This window comes from Qipengyuania xiapuensis, from assembly GCF_019711395.1.
In the GTDB taxonomy this organism is placed as follows: Bacteria; Pseudomonadota; Alphaproteobacteria; order Sphingomonadales; family Sphingomonadaceae; genus Qipengyuania; species Qipengyuania xiapuensis.
On record NZ_JAIGNL010000002.1, the window covers coordinates 681,614 to 694,809 of the forward strand.

Here is a 13,196-nt window from a genome sequence, read left to right on the forward strand (position 1 = left end):
GCCGATGACCCTCGAAACCGACTATCTGGTCATCGGCGCGGGTGCGACCGCCCTGTCCTTCGTCGACACTCTCCTTGCCCAGGACCCCGACTGCGACGTCGTCATGGTCGACAAGCACGCCTCGCCCGGCGGGCACTGGAACGATGCCTATTCCTTCGTCGCGCTGCACCAGCCGAGCGCGACCTATGGCGTGGAGAGCGTCCCCCTCGGACAGGACCGGATCGATGAGAGCGGGCCCAACAAGGGCTTCTACGAGCTCGCCAGCGGATCGGAGGTCCTCGCCTATTTCCAGTCGGTGATGCGCGACCACCTGCTGCCGACCGGCCGGGTGCGCTACTTCCCCAATTGCGAGTACCTGGGCGACCACCGCTTTCGCAATGTCCTCTCCGGCGAGGAGCACGAGGTGGAGGTACGCCGCAAGCTCGTCGACACGACCTATTTCGCCACCTCCGTTCCGGCCACGCACGAACGCAAGTTCGAGGTCGCCGACGGGGTGCGGGTGGAAATACCCGGCAAGCTTCCCGAACTCTGGCGCAGCGCGGAAGGCATTCCTGAGCATTTCGTCATTCTCGGCGCCGGCAAGACCGCGATGGACGCCGGCGTCTGGCTGCTCGAGGCCGGCGTTCCGGCAGAGCGCATCAGCTGGGTCAAGCCGCGCGAGAGCTGGCTCATCAACCGCACGATCACCCAGCCGGGCGAGGAGTTCTTCGAAAGCACGGTGGGCGGGCAGATTGCCATCATGAAGGCCGCCGCCAGGGCCGAAAGCGTGAGCGCGCTGTTCCACCAGCTTGAGGAAGACGGCGCGATGCTGCGCATCGACCAGAGCGTCGAGCCCGAGATGTTCCACTACGCCACGATTTCCGAGGGCGAGGTCGAGAGCCTTCGCAAGATCGGGAACGTCGTGCGCAAGGGCCGCGTCGAGCGGATCGAGCCGGGCCGGATGATCCTGCAGCAGGGCGAGCACGAGGTGCCCGAAAATGCGCTTTTCATCGATTGCACTGCCTCGGCCGTGCGGCCGAAGCCGGTCTCCCCGCAGTGGGAGAATGGCACCATCCGCCTGCAATTGTTGCATGTACCGCTAGTCACGCTCAACGCCGCCGTCACTGCCTTCGTCGAGGCCAATTTCGAGACCGACGAGGAAAAGAACGCACTGTGCAAGCCGGTGAGCTTCGTCGACGATATCGAGGGATATGCGGGCACGCTGCTCGGCACCGGCCAGAACCGTTTCCTGTGGGCGACCAACGAGAAGATCTCGGCATTCCTGTCGCAGTCGCGGCTCGATCCGGGAGCGCCGACGGTGCGCTGGCTAAAGCAAAATGCACCCGAGCGCCTTGCCGTCGCCGCCGAAATGCCTGCCGTGACGATGGCAGCCATACCGAACTTGCAAAAGCTGGTCGCCGAGGCCGAAGCAAACCGCGGGTAGCGCCATTCTCCACGTCGTCCACCACGCCGATTACATGGCTCCCGCTCCCACACGCGGGACCTTCCGTTTCGACAAGTACATGGCGGTCATGCAGGTGCTTCGCGAGAGCGGTTATGCGCTGACGGAGCACGCCCCGCCGCCGATGCCGCGCCGATGGCTCGAGGCAGTGCACTGCCCGACCTATGTCGAGGAGGTCTTCAACGCGAGCGTTCCGCAGAAGAAGGAGCGCCGGATCGGTTTTCCCGTGACGCCGCATATCTCGCAGCGCGTGCAGCACACCAATGGCGGCACATGGCTCGCAGCGCAGCTTGCGAAGACCCACGGATATGCCGCCAACTCCGCTGCCGGCAGCCATCACGCCCTGCACGATACCGGCGCGGGCTATTGCGTGTTCAACGACCTCGCAGTTGCCGCCAACCGGCTCATCGCGGAAGGCGATGCCGACCGCGTGCTGATCGTCGATCTCGACGTTCACCAGGGCGATGGCACCGCCAGCCTTACCGCGGCGCGTGACGACATCTTCACGCTGTCGCTACATGCGGAAAAGAACTTCCCCGTGCGCAAGGCGCGCTCCAACCTCGACGTACCGCTAGCCGACGGGGTTGACGATGATGGCTATCTCGAAGCGCTCGAGAAGCATTTGCCCGGCGTCATCGACACATTCGCGCCGGACCTCGTGCTCTACCAGGCTGGCGTGGACGTCCACGGCGACGACAGGCTCGGCCGCCTCGCATTGACCGATTCGGGGCTGGAGCGCCGCGACGAGCTGGTGATCGGGGAAATCCGCAAGCGCGGCCTGCCGGTCGCAAGCGCGCTGGGCGGCGGATACGGGGCCGACCCGCTCGAAGTGGCGGGCAGACACGCCAGATCGATGCTGGCGTGCGCCAGAACGAATGCACGCTATGCCGACAGGTCAGCTTCCGGTAAAACATATGCTATAGGTTAGGACCGATGAAACGCCGCGATCTCCTCAAGGGCACGATAGCCGCAGGCGCAGCCGCCGCGCTGCCTGCACGGGTGTTTGCGCAGGCAAATCCGACCGCTTCGCGTGATCGACAGCTGATCGCCATCGCCCGCGAGCAGCTCGACAGGGTCGGGGCCGATATCTGGAAGAAGGACATCGTCGGAATCGCCGATTTCGGCCTGCATTCGGCGAACCAGCGCTTCCATTTCGTCGATCTCGTCAACGAGCGGGTTGAAAGCTTCTTCGTCAGCCACGGAACGGGCTCGGACAGCGAGCATGACGGCTGGCTCAAACGCTATTCGAATATCGAGGGCAGCGAGGCGACCAGCCGCGGCGCATATATGACCCGTAGCTGGTATCGCGGGAAATACGGCACCTCGATCCGTCTCGACGGGCTCGACCCGACGAATTCCAACGCCCTCCCGCGCGCCATCGTGATGCATCCGGCCGAATATGCGCGGCCCGAACATATCGGGCGCTGGGGCAAGCTGGGGCGTTCGAACGGCTGTTTCGCGCTGGGCCCCGACCAGTTCGCCAAGGTCCTCTTGGACCTCAGCGGCGGACGGCTGCTCTACGCCGAAAGCCTCGGCCTTGCCGAGGACGGTTCGCGGCGCATGCCTCCGATCGCGCAGACCGAATTGCTGCGCCGTCCGGGTGGAGGCACGTTCGAGAGGACCAATCCCGGGGTCTTCTGACAGGCGGCCGACGCGCCGCCTTCAATTCAGACAGTGATCTGCATGTCGTCGATGATCTCGACGGCTTCCTCGCTGGTCTCGCGGGCGCGGTTCGACACGCGTGGCGCATCGAGCGCCTCGAGCACCGGCTTGTCGCGATCATAGAGATCCTTGTACGCGCGCAGCTCGCCGTCGACGTCGGTCGCCATCGTGAAATAGGTGATGTAGACCGGCCACTGCTTGGCCATCGGATAGCGGGTGTACTTGCCGCTCAGCGTGATCTCGCTGACCTCTTCCTGGATTGCCGGAATGTCCTCGCGGCTGTTCGCATTACCCAGCATCGACATGGTCATGGCCAGCTCGCGCGCGCCCTGCACACGGATGCAACCGTGGCTGAGCGCGCGGTTGTCTTGATTGAACAGGTGGCGGCTCGGCGTGTCGTGGAGGAAGATCGCGTGCTCGTTCGGCATGTCGAGCTTCATCAGGCCGAGCGAATTGGTCGGCCCGGGCTGCTGCACCACGCCGATCCAGCCGCCGGCGCCCTTGGTCGCCTTGTAACCCTGCGATGCGGCCCACTGCGGGTTATTGAGCACCTTCTGGCCCAGCCCTTCGCCGACCACGATCGACTGCGGCACGGTCCAGGTGGGGTTGAAGATCACCGCCTCGACCATTTCGGCCAGCTGCGGGGTCGCAGTGCGGCCCGGCTTGCCCACCACGGTGCGATAGCTCTTGATGATCCTGCCGTTCACCGTGAGGCGCAGCATGAATTCGGGCACGTTGGTGATGAGGTACTGGCGGCCGAGGTCCTGCGGCAGCCAGCGCCAGCGGTCCATATTGGCGCGGATCAGGCGGATTCGCTGCGGATCAGTGGCGGTCGCGAGCTTATCGCGAAGGCGCGCATAGTCGGGGTGTACCGGATGCAGGCCGCTCAGCGTGCCGGCGATGTCACCACCCGCCAGAGCATCTTCGAGGAGCTTCCAGGTGGGCATGCGATCCGCGTCGGGATCGACCACGAACCACTGGCGCCGGTTATCCATCGGCGTGCGGCCGTCGCGAAGGTCCTCGACCAGCCAGACGAACACCTCGCTGGCCAGTTTGTTGAGCGCCTCGCTTTCGCCCTGCGCGGCGAGAGCGGCGAGCTCGTCAGCATGGTAGTCGGCAGGGCGCAGGCCTTCTGCTTCCATAGTCGGGATGAAGGCGATCAGTTCCTCGACCTGTGCGACGCTCCACTCGCCTTCGAGCGAGGGGACCTGCTGGACGACTTCGCCCGACTGCATCCGGATATCGCCGAAGGCTTCCTCGACAGTCTGCGGGGCAGTCTGTTCGGCCTGCGCCTCAGCAGCAGGTGCGGCCTGCTGCGTTGCTGGCAGAATGCTCTCTGGCTGGGCGCTTTGCGCCGATGCGGTCGAAACAAGGCCTGCTGCGAGCAGCGCAGTGCCGGAAAGGAAACGGTTCTTCTTCATCAGTCCCACCAAGGTGCGTTGGCTTCCTAAATAGTCGCGCAGGACGCGGCCCGCCATCGCTTATTGTGCATATCTTCGGCGAATGCTGCTTGCGCATCGCTGAACCGTGATGACCTTGCCCGTTCACCTGCCTATGCTCAACGGCAATGAGCACATCCGCCGAGCATCTTCGCCCCGTACTGGCGACCTTGGCGGGAATTGCGCTGTTCTCGGCGATGGACGCGGTCATGAAGAGCGCCTCGATCGCGATCGGTGCCTACAGCGCCTACCTGCTGCGCTGCCTCATCGGATTTGCGGTGATCGCGCCCTTCTGGTGGTGGAACAGCCGCAAGTTGCCCGGCCGCACGGTCCTGCGAATCCACCTCATTCGCGGCGTGGTCGTGGCCTTCATGGGCTGGACCTTCTTTGCAGCGCTGGTGCGCCTGCCGCTCGCAGAGGCGATCGCCATCAGTTTCGTGGCGCCGCTCATCGCGCTGTTCCTCGCCGCTTGGCTGCTTGGCGAGAAGATCCAGCCGAAAGCCATTGTCGCGGCCCTGCTCGGCCTTGCCGGTGTCGTGATTATCGTTGGCGGCAGGATCGGGCGCGAGCGCATGACCGATGAAGCGCTCACCGGCCTCCTGCTCGTCGGGATTTCGGCCCTGCTCTATGCCTGGAACCTCGTCCTCCAGAGGCAGCAGGCACTGGTTGCAAGCCCCTCTGAAGTCAGCACTTTCCAGAACGGCATCGTCAGCCTCGTGCTGCTGGTGGGAGCACCATTCCTGCTGGTCCTGCCACAGGGCGGGGTCTGGCTGGAAATCGGCGCCGGGGCATTGCTTGCGGTCGGCGCGGCGCTGTTCCTCGCCTGGGCATACGCCCGCGCGGAGGCGCAAAGGCTCGTGCCGGTCGAATATACCGGCTTCCTCTGGGCCTCGCTGTTCGGCTGGCTCTATTTTCGGGAAACAGTGGGACCGACGACCGTGGCCGGTGCCATGCTGATCATCGTGGGATGCTGGATAGCCACACGCAGGCGGCCCGAGCAAAGCGCTCTCTAGCGCGCTGACTTATCGCTGGGCGGCAGCGACCTGCGGCGCAGGCTCGCCCGCTTCTGCGGGCTCACCGGCGAAGGTGAACGCAGCAGTGAACATTCCGGCCACGCCAAGGGCAGCAGCAATAACGGCGACACGCAGGGTTCGGCGCGACTTGTCGGTCGCGTCCAGCAGGGCACTCATAACAAACTCCTCATTCGGGCCGCGCGCTTCCGGCGATTTGTGGCCGTGCGCAACAATTGCCCCGATTTTGCCTTAATAATCCCTGAAGTCGCCTCAGAGTTCCCGATGAGACGTTTTGCCTAGGCGGCGGACCTTGATTTTTTGGCCCATTCGGCGCAGAGGCGCGGCACATTCTGCCGCCTTGCCCATTGGCCAAGTGACGGCTTCTTACAGAAAGGACGAAAGCCCGCATGACCCAGGTCGGCCAGGACACGCTCGGAACACGCTCTACCCTCACCGTTGGCGGCAAGGATTACGCCTACTATTCCTTCAAGAAGGCGGCCGAGAAAATCGGTGACGTGTCGAAGCTTCCCTTCAGCCTGAAGGTCCTGCTGGAAAACATGCTGCGCTTCGAGGACGGTGGCTTCACCGTATCGACCGACGATGCGCAGGCGATCGCCGACTGGCAGAAGAACCCGACCACCGGCAAGGAAATCCAGTACCGCCCAGCGCGCGTGCTGCTGCAGGACTTCACCGGCGTGCCCTGCGTGGTCGACTTGGCGGCCATGCGCGATGCGATCGGCAAGCTCGGCGGCGACACCTCGAAGATCAATCCGCAGGTTCCCGTGAACCTCGTGATCGACCACTCGGTCATGGTCGACGAATTCGGCCACCCCAAGGCATTCGAGAAGAACGTCGAACTCGAATACGCCCGCAATGCCGAGCGCTACGACTTCCTCAAGTGGGGTTCGAAGAGCTTCAAGAACTTCTCCGCTGTGCCCCCGGGCACCGGCATCTGCCACCAGGTGAACCTCGAGTACATCGGCAAGGGCGTGTGGAACTCGGAAGGCCCTGACGGCGCGACCGTCGCCTATCCCGACACCTGCGTCGGCACCGACAGCCACACCACCATGATCAACGGCCTCGGCGTCCTTGGCTGGGGTGTCGGCGGTATCGAAGCCGAGGCAGCCATGCTCGGCCAGCCGATCTCGATGCTCATCCCCGAAGTCGTCGGCTTCAAGCTGACCGGCGCAATGGCCGAAGGTGTCACCGCAACCGACCTCGTGCTGACCTGCGTGCAGATGCTGCGCGAAGTCGGCGTGGTCGGCCGTTTCGTCGAATTCTACGGCGAAGGCGTTGCCAACCTCACCCTCGCCGACCGCGCGACGATCGCCAACATGGCGCCCGAATACGGCGCGACCTGCGGCTTCTTCGGCATCGACGACAAGACGCTCGAATACATGCGCCTCACCGGCCGCGACGAAGAAACCATCGCGCTGGTCGAAGCGTATTCGAAAGAACAGGGCATGTGGTTCACGCCCGAGAACGAGCCGGTCTTCACCAAGACGCTCGAGCTCGACATCTCGAAGGTCGTGCCCAGCCTCGCCGGCCCGAAGCGCCCGCAGGACCGCGTCGCGCTGCCGCAGGTGGACGAGCTGTTCAACACCGACCTCAAGTCGATTTACAGCAAGGATGCGCCGCTGCGCGTGGACGTCGAAGGCAAGGACCATGACGTCGGCGACGGCGATGTCGTGATCGCGGCCATCACCAGCTGCACCAACACGTCGAACCCCGACGTGCTGATCGCTGCCGGCCTCGTCGCCAAGAAGGCGCGCGAGAAGGGCCTCGCGCCCAAGCCGTGGGTGAAGACCAGCCTCGCACCGGGTTCGCAGGTGGTCACCGACTACCTCGAAAAGAGCGGCCTGCAGGACGATCTCGACGCCATGGGCTTCGACCTCGTCGGCTACGGCTGCACCACCTGCATCGGCAACTCGGGCCCGCTCGCCCCGCCGATCAGCAAGGCCATCAACGGCAACGACATCGTCGCCGCTTCGGTCCTCTCGGGTAACCGCAACTTCGAAGGCCGCGTGTCGCCCGACGTGCGCGCCAACTTCCTCGCCTCGCCGCCGCTCGTGGTCGCCTACTCGATCCTCGGCACGGTGACGAAGGACATCACCGAAACCCCGCTCGGCCAGGACCAGGACGGTAACGACGTGATGCTGGCCGACGTGTGGCCGACCAACGAGGAAATCCGCGAGCACCGCACCAAGAACATCGACCGCGAAATGTTCGAGAGCCGCTATGCCGACGTCTACAAGGGCGACGAGCACTGGCAGGCGATCAAGGTCGAGGCCTCGGACACCTACACCTGGAACCCGACCAGCACCTACGTCGCCAGCCCGCCCTTCTTCGAAGGCATGAGCATGGAGCCGGCACCGGTCACCGACATCACCGATGCGAAGCCGCTGGCGATCCTCGGCGATTCGACCACGACCGACCACATCTCGCCCGCAGGCTCGATCAAGGAAGACAGCCCGGCTGGCGAATACCTCAAGAGCCACCAGGTCTCGAAGCAGGACTTCAACTCCTACGGCTCGCGTCGCGGCAACCACGAAGTCATGATGCGCGGCACCTTCGCCAACATCCGCATCAAGAACGAGATGGTCCCCGGCACCGAGGGCGGCATCACCACCTACAAGGGTGAGCAGATGCCGATCTACGATGCTGCCATGAAGCACAAGGCCGACGGTACGCCGCTGGTCGTCGTTGCAGGCAAGGAATACGGCACGGGTTCGAGCCGTGACTGGGCCGCGAAGGGCACCATCCTCCTCGGCGTTCGTGCCGTGATCGTCGAGAGCTTCGAGCGTATCCACCGCTCGAACCTGATCGGCATGGGCGTGCTCCCGCTGCAGTTCAAGGACGGCGACACCCGCCAGAGCCTTGGCCTCGGTGCGGACGACACCTTCACGATCAAGGGCCTTGCCGACCTCACCCCGGGCCAGGACGTCGAAGTTGAAGTGACGCATGAAGACGGCTCGAAGGCCAGTTTCACCGCGCTCTGCCGCATCGATACGGCCAACGAGATGGAGTATTACCGCAACGGCGGCATCCTCCACTACGTGCTGCGCAAGCTCGCCGCATCGTGATCCGGAAAAGCATCCTCGCCGCACTCGCGCCGCTTGCCCTCGCAGGCTGCGCGGGTAGCGGCGGGTATGCCGGACCCGACAGTGCCGACATCGCCAGCGCGCGTGTCGCCACCGTCAATGCGCAGCAGCTCGCAACGCTGGTCGAGGCGGGCGAAGTCGTGCTGATCGACGTGCGCACACCCTATGAGTTCGCAGACAGCCGGATCGCGGGCGCGCTCAATGCGCCGCTCACGCATTTCGATCCGGCAACGATCCCCATCGACACGACCCGCGAAGTCATTCTCTACTGCGGATCCTCGCGCCGTTCGGGCATCGCGGCCGAGCGCCTTGCCGAGTATCGCGGCACGGTGGTGCGCCACCTCGAAGGCGGCATCCGCGCCTGGACCGACGCGGGCTACCCGACCGTTTCCAACGACCCGAGCGACGACCCGCGCCGCTGAGGCGTCAGGCCGGCTGGGCTGAAGGCTGGCGGCTGCCCGGTCGCATGCCGTGCTGCCAGCCGAACCAGACTGCAGCGATCCCCGCCAGCGCGCCGAGTGCCAATGTGATGGCAGGCGGGATCTGGGCGTAAAGCGCGAAGGCGGCGCTCATGCCGGGGATGTATTCGGCAAACCACATCAGTACCATCTGTGCGGCTACGAAGAACATCACGGCCAGCCACGGCGCGCCATGCTTCCGGTCGCGAAGGTAGAGCGCGGTTGCAAAGAGGAAAACGAGGCCGTCGCTGATCACGATTACGTCGAGCACATCGCGCGGTCCTTCGCTGCTGAGGAAATCGAGCCACGGAATGTAGAGATCGATCACCCGGCTGAAGGGGGATTCGAAAAGGATGGCGGGAGTGGCGAGCATGTAACCCGCATGCAGCCTCACGTTCCTGCGGTGCTTCAGCGCGTTGTAGAAGAGATAGAGATAGGCGGCGATGGCCGTGACCATCCCTATCCCGAAAGCCGGGCCCAGTTGCATGATGAATGGGTTTTCCTCGGCGGCAAAGCGGCTCGCCGAAAGATTGATGATCGACACGAAGCCGACGATCAGCAACGGGAAAAGGGCAAAGCTCGCCCGTCCCATCGTGCGGTGCCATGCGAGTTGCCGGTTATGGATCGTCAGGCTTTGCGCGATCAGGAAAAGTAGCCATGCCAGCGATGTGAAGGCATGGACATGGAACGCGAATGGTATCGGTGTCGCGAAGAGCAGGAAATAGCTCGGCCAGAAGCCCGCTATCGTGACCAGCACGGTGAACCCGACCCAATAATGTCCGTATTTGTAAGGCATCGTCATCCCCTCCCCAAAAGCGGATGCGACCCTCGTCCAATTTTTGGCAGTCTCTCACGAAGACCGCGTCTTGGCAAACAAGCTTGCCGGCGGCCTATTTCCCCTCTTCGAACAGTCCGCCCTGTGGCTGGATCGGCGGGCTCATACCGAGGTGCGACCAGCCGCCATCGTTGAGCATGCGGCCGCGCGCGGTGCGTGCGATGAGGCCCAGCTGGATCAGGTACGGCTCGATCACCTCTTCCACCGTGTCGCGCGGCTCGGAAAGACCCGCCGCGAGCGTTTCGACGCCCACGGGGCCACCCTTGTATGTGGTCGCGATCATGGTGAGGTACCGGCGGTCCATCGCATCGAGGCCAAGGCTGTCGACCTCGAGCCGGGTCAGCGCCTCGTCGGCGACCTTGCTGGTCACGGTCGGCTCGCCCAGCACGGATGCGAAATCGCGCACGCGGCGCATCAGGCGGCCTGCGACACGCGGGGTGCCGCGCGAACGGCGGGCGATTTCACGCGCACCGCCTTCGTCGATCCCCATGCCGAGCAGGCCTGCCCCGCGGGTGACGACCTTGAGCAGTTCGTCCTCGGTGTAGAAATTGAGCCGCACCGGGATGCCGAACCGGTCGCGCAAGGGCGTGGTCAGCAGCCCCTGCCGCGTGGTTGCGCCGACCAGCGTGAAAGGCGGCAAATCGATCCGCACGCTGCGCGCCGAAGGCCCTTCGCCGATAATGATATCGAGCGCACGATCCTCCATCGCCGGGTAGAGCACTTCCTCGACCACGGGATTGAGGCGGTGGATCTCGTCGATGAAGAGCACGTCGTTCGGCTCTAGATTGGTGAGCAGGGCGGCAAGGTCGCCCGCCTTGGCAATCACCGGGCCCGACGTGGCGCGGAAGCCGACGCCCAGTTCCTTCGAAACGATCTGCGCCAGCGTGGTCTTGCCGAGGCCGGGCGGGCCGAAGAACAACACATGGTCCATCGCCTCGCCGCGATTCTTCGCCGCCTCGATGAACACGCGCAAATTCTCGCGCGCGGCCTTCTGCCCGACGAACTCCTCGAGGCTCTTGGGCCGCAGCGCCGCATCCGGGTCTTCCGGCTGACGGTCGGGCGAATGGAGGGGAACGGGTTCGGTCATCAGAGCGCGCCACTATCCCGCAGGATCGCCGCACAGTCGAGAGTTTGTCGGATCACTTCACCAACTGCCTTCGCATCGTGCCGGTTGCAGTCGCCATAGGCCGCGAGATGCTGTTTCGACGTCACGCGCGGCCGCGCCCAAACAAGGATGGCCGAGTTCATTCTTGCCAAGTCCACATGCCAGGCCTCGGCCTCGAAGCCTTTGACCGAACGTGAGCCCGACAGCTGGTAGACACGCCAGTCGGTCAGCTTCGCTCCGGAATTGTCGGGAGCGTCCCCGCGATACTGGCGGAGGTGGTCCAGCACAGCTTCGCCCAGGCGCTCGTCCTCGCAGGTTCCGGCAAGGAGGGAGGGCTCACCGTATTCAGAGATTCCCGCGACGCTGGTGACGAAGTACCGGCAGGAATGGAGATAGAGGCGCGCCTTCGCCTGATACTGGACGTAATCCTCTTTTGCTTGGCCGGAGCCGGTGAAAAGGCGCATCAAGCCACTCAAAACGGGTTCACCGTGTAGCCGCGCTGCTGGAGCTTGGCGTGGGCGGTCATGGCGGAGAGGTCCATTTCGACGCCCTCGATCAACTCGTCCTTGCTCACGCCATAGGCTGCCGCGCTCTGGCCGCAGACGATGAAGCGCACGCCGTGGTCGAGCATCGCACGGATCATGGCAGCGCTGCCGTTCTCGCCTTCTAGCTCGTGCGCAGCCCAGCCCTCTGCCGAGAGCAAATCGTGGACCGCCTTGCCATGCACCACCACGGCGACGCGGATGTTCTCTTCCGCCACGCCATGCGCGACATGCATGTTGATGAAGCGCGCCGCGCTTTCGAAACCGCGATTGCGACCGCCGTCCTTGGCGGGTTCTGCGACGTCGAAACTGTGCGAAAGCTCCGTGTCGGGCTCGAAGGTCTCCACGCCCTTGACCGGCGCGTGCGGGCCGAAGTCCTCGAACACCGGACCGGTCTTGAACGCGCTCATGTCCTGCGCGGCGAGCGGCAGGGCAATCAGGGCTGCGCCGAGGACGGCAATGGATCGGATCATATGTTTTCTCCGGCAGTCTTTCGGCTGAGATCATGCCCGCAGTTGGCGCAGATGCGCGAAGGCCACCAGCTGCGCTGTTCGTTCTCTGTCGTGTAGCCCGATGGCGGCGATGAGTTGAAGATCGACTGCCCGCATGAAGGGCAATGTTTCGAAGCCAGTTTGCGGGCAATTGTTTCCCCGAAATAGGGCAGGTCATACGACCGCGGCGAGAGGCCCGAGGCACCGCCACTTGCGCCGATCACACAAGCGACCACGAAGCCCCAGATCGGCAGTATCTGCGGCTCCACCCCGTTGATTGCATCGACCAGCGCCACCATCGCCACGATCACCCAAAGCAATGCATAAGCCTGGGCCAGCGCCGTCACGACGCGCGTTGCGGCCCATACGGGATAGGGCGCAAGGGCCGTTCCAGAGGCCTGCGGTTCGCTCAACCCGCTGCCCTCTTCAATGCGACGCGGATGAGGTCGCCCTCGCTCGCGCCTTCGCCCAGTTCGCCCTGCGCTGCCGCCACTGCGCGTGCCGCCACGGCGGGCTTGAAACCAAGGTTCTCGAGCGCGCTTACAGCATCGGCGCTCGCGCCGCCCGCAGGCGTCGCCGGAGCCACTCCGCTAGTAGCACCGCCTCCCGGAAGCGCGCCGGCCTTGTCCTTCAACTCGTTGACGATGCGTCCGGCGAGCTTGGGCCCCACGCCCTGCGCGCGCGCAACGGTGGCGGCATCGCCATTGGCGCAGGCCTGCTGCACCTCGCCGGTCGACAGTGCCGAGAGGATCGCGAGCGCGACCTTGCTGCCGACGCCCTGCACCTGCGTGAGCAGGCGGAACCAGTCGCGCTCGGCGGCTTCGGCAAAACCGAGCAGGCGCATATCGTTCTCTGACACCTGCAGGTCGGTGTAGATCGTGCAGGCCTCGCCCTTCTCGCCCAGCGCGGCGAGTGTCTTGGTCGAGCAATGGACGAGATAGCCCACGCCCGAGACGTCGATCACCGCCCAGTCGACACCGGTTTCGTCGAGCAGGCCCTTCAGCTTCGCAATCATGGTTTGTTCCTGCCCCAACGTAGCGCGCTTGGCCAGAGTTGGATCGAAGTTGTGAACCACGGGGGCAAGCCCGTCAGGCTGGAACACATGGAAC

The 13,196-nt window shown here is 64.5% G+C and carries 14 protein-coding genes; 6 read left to right on the forward strand and 8 right to left on the reverse strand.

Features of this window, described 5'->3' with window-relative positions; genetic code table 11:
* Positions 1-4: 4 nt before the first annotated feature.
* The 3 genes from K3163_RS12575 to K3163_RS12585 are packed head-to-tail and all read left to right on the forward strand — an operon-like array spanning position 5 to position 3,082.
* Positions 5-1,423 carry an NAD(P)-binding protein gene (locus K3163_RS12575; protein ID WP_221554442.1) on the forward strand — a complete coding sequence of 473 codons (1,419 nt, stop codon included), beginning with the start codon at positions 5-7 and terminating at the stop codon, positions 1,421-1,423.
* Between the two features lie 34 nt (positions 1,424-1,457).
* Positions 1,458-2,369, forward strand: coding sequence for a histone deacetylase family protein (locus K3163_RS12580; protein WP_221554443.1), 912 nt, complete (start codon positions 1,458-1,460; stop codon positions 2,367-2,369).
* A 5-nt stretch (positions 2,370-2,374) separates the two neighbouring features.
* On the forward strand, positions 2,375-3,082 hold the full coding sequence (locus K3163_RS12585) for a murein L,D-transpeptidase catalytic domain-containing protein (RefSeq protein ID WP_221554444.1): 708 nt from the start codon (positions 2,375-2,377) through the stop codon (positions 3,080-3,082).
* A gap of 26 nt (positions 3,083-3,108) precedes the next feature.
* On the opposite strand, the gene K3163_RS12590 is transcribed toward K3163_RS12585, so the two are convergent.
* Positions 3,109-4,524: a L,D-transpeptidase family protein gene (locus tag K3163_RS12590; RefSeq protein WP_221554445.1), complete on the reverse strand. Its 1,416-nt coding sequence runs from the start codon at positions 4,522-4,524 to the stop codon at positions 3,109-3,111.
* Positions 4,525-4,670: 146 nt separating this feature from the next.
* Here K3163_RS12590 and K3163_RS12595 point away from each other — a divergent pair, with 146 nt between their 5' ends.
* Complete coding sequence (locus K3163_RS12595) at positions 4,671-5,555, forward strand: DMT family transporter (protein ID WP_221554446.1); 885 nt, start codon at positions 4,671-4,673, stop codon at positions 5,553-5,555.
* A gap of 9 nt (positions 5,556-5,564) precedes the next feature.
* Here the strand turns inward: K3163_RS12595 and K3163_RS12600 are convergent, their stop codons facing one another.
* Entirely contained in the window at positions 5,565-5,732 is a 168-nt protein-coding gene (locus K3163_RS12600; protein WP_221427574.1) for a hypothetical protein, read from the reverse strand.
* A 230-nt stretch (positions 5,733-5,962) separates the two neighbouring features.
* Here K3163_RS12600 and acnA point away from each other — a divergent pair, with 230 nt between their 5' ends.
* Together acnA and K3163_RS13655 are read left to right on the forward strand one after the other, a co-directional pair.
* Positions 5,963-8,638 (forward strand): aconitate hydratase AcnA, encoded by a 2,676-nt coding sequence (gene acnA, locus K3163_RS12605; RefSeq protein ID WP_221554447.1) that lies wholly within the window; start codon positions 5,963-5,965, stop codon positions 8,636-8,638.
* Positions 8,635-9,078, forward strand: a complete 444-nt coding sequence (locus K3163_RS13655; protein WP_221554448.1) for a rhodanese-like domain-containing protein — start codon at positions 8,635-8,637, stop codon at positions 9,076-9,078. The genes acnA and K3163_RS13655 overlap by 4 nt, the downstream gene beginning before the upstream one ends.
* 4 nt (positions 9,079-9,082) lie before the next feature.
* On the opposite strand, the gene K3163_RS12615 is transcribed toward K3163_RS13655, so the two are convergent.
* The 6 genes from K3163_RS12615 to ruvA form a co-directional block, all read right to left on the reverse strand.
* On the reverse strand, positions 9,083-9,910 hold the full coding sequence (locus K3163_RS12615; RefSeq protein ID WP_221554449.1) for a hypothetical protein: 828 nt from the start codon (positions 9,908-9,910) through the stop codon (positions 9,083-9,085).
* 94 nt (positions 9,911-10,004) lie between these two features.
* Positions 10,005-11,036, reverse strand: a complete 1,032-nt coding sequence (ruvB, locus tag K3163_RS12620) for a Holliday junction branch migration DNA helicase RuvB (protein ID WP_221554450.1) — start codon at positions 11,034-11,036, stop codon at positions 10,005-10,007.
* Positions 11,036-11,518, reverse strand: a complete 483-nt coding sequence (locus K3163_RS12625) for a hypothetical protein (RefSeq protein ID WP_221554451.1) — start codon at positions 11,516-11,518, stop codon at positions 11,036-11,038. Before K3163_RS12625 ends, ruvB begins: the two co-directional genes overlap by 1 nt.
* A gap of 8 nt (positions 11,519-11,526) precedes the next feature.
* Complete coding sequence (locus K3163_RS12630; RefSeq protein WP_221554452.1) at positions 11,527-12,069, reverse strand: DsrE family protein; 543 nt, start codon at positions 12,067-12,069, stop codon at positions 11,527-11,529.
* Positions 12,066-12,500 (reverse strand): hypothetical protein, encoded by a 435-nt coding sequence (locus K3163_RS12635; RefSeq protein WP_221554453.1) that lies wholly within the window; start codon positions 12,498-12,500, stop codon positions 12,066-12,068. The genes K3163_RS12630 and K3163_RS12635 overlap by 4 nt, the downstream gene beginning before the upstream one ends.
* A complete protein-coding gene (gene ruvA, locus K3163_RS12640) occupies positions 12,497-13,102 on the reverse strand; it encodes a Holliday junction branch migration protein RuvA (protein WP_221554454.1) in 606 nt (201 codons plus the stop codon). The genes K3163_RS12635 and ruvA overlap by 4 nt, the downstream gene beginning before the upstream one ends.
* Positions 13,103-13,196: the final 94 nt, after the last annotated feature.

Excerpts from the sequence above, each read along its gene's own strand:
- K3163_RS12575 (WP_221554442.1), top strand. The coding sequence starts at position 5 with ATGACCCTCGAAACCGACTATCTGGTCATCGGCGCGGGTGCGACCGCC.
- K3163_RS12580 (WP_221554443.1), top strand. The coding sequence starts at position 1,458 with ATGGCTCCCGCTCCCACACGCGGGACCTTCCGTTTCGACAAGTACATG.
- K3163_RS12585 (WP_221554444.1), top strand. The coding sequence starts at position 2,375 with ATGAAACGCCGCGATCTCCTCAAGGGCACGATAGCCGCAGGCGCAGCC.
- K3163_RS12590 (WP_221554445.1), bottom strand. The coding sequence starts at position 4,524 with ATGAAGAAGAACCGTTTCCTTTCCGGCACTGCGCTGCTCGCAGCAGGC.
- K3163_RS12595 (WP_221554446.1), top strand. The coding sequence starts at position 4,671 with ATGAGCACATCCGCCGAGCATCTTCGCCCCGTACTGGCGACCTTGGCG.
- K3163_RS12600 (WP_221427574.1), bottom strand. The coding sequence starts at position 5,732 with ATGAGTGCCCTGCTGGACGCGACCGACAAGTCGCGCCGAACCCTGCGT.
- acnA (WP_221554447.1), top strand. The coding sequence starts at position 5,963 with ATGACCCAGGTCGGCCAGGACACGCTCGGAACACGCTCTACCCTCACC.
- K3163_RS12615 (WP_221554449.1), bottom strand. The coding sequence starts at position 9,910 with ATGCCTTACAAATACGGACATTATTGGGTCGGGTTCACCGTGCTGGTC.
- ruvB (WP_221554450.1), bottom strand. The coding sequence starts at position 11,036 with ATGACCGAACCCGTTCCCCTCCATTCGCCCGACCGTCAGCCGGAAGAC.
- K3163_RS12625 (WP_221554451.1), bottom strand. The coding sequence starts at position 11,518 with ATGCGCCTTTTCACCGGCTCCGGCCAAGCAAAAGAGGATTACGTCCAG.
- K3163_RS12630 (WP_221554452.1), bottom strand. The coding sequence starts at position 12,069 with ATGATCCGATCCATTGCCGTCCTCGGCGCAGCCCTGATTGCCCTGCCG.
- ruvA (WP_221554454.1), bottom strand. The coding sequence starts at position 13,102 with ATGATTGCGAAGCTGAAGGGCCTGCTCGACGAAACCGGTGTCGACTGG.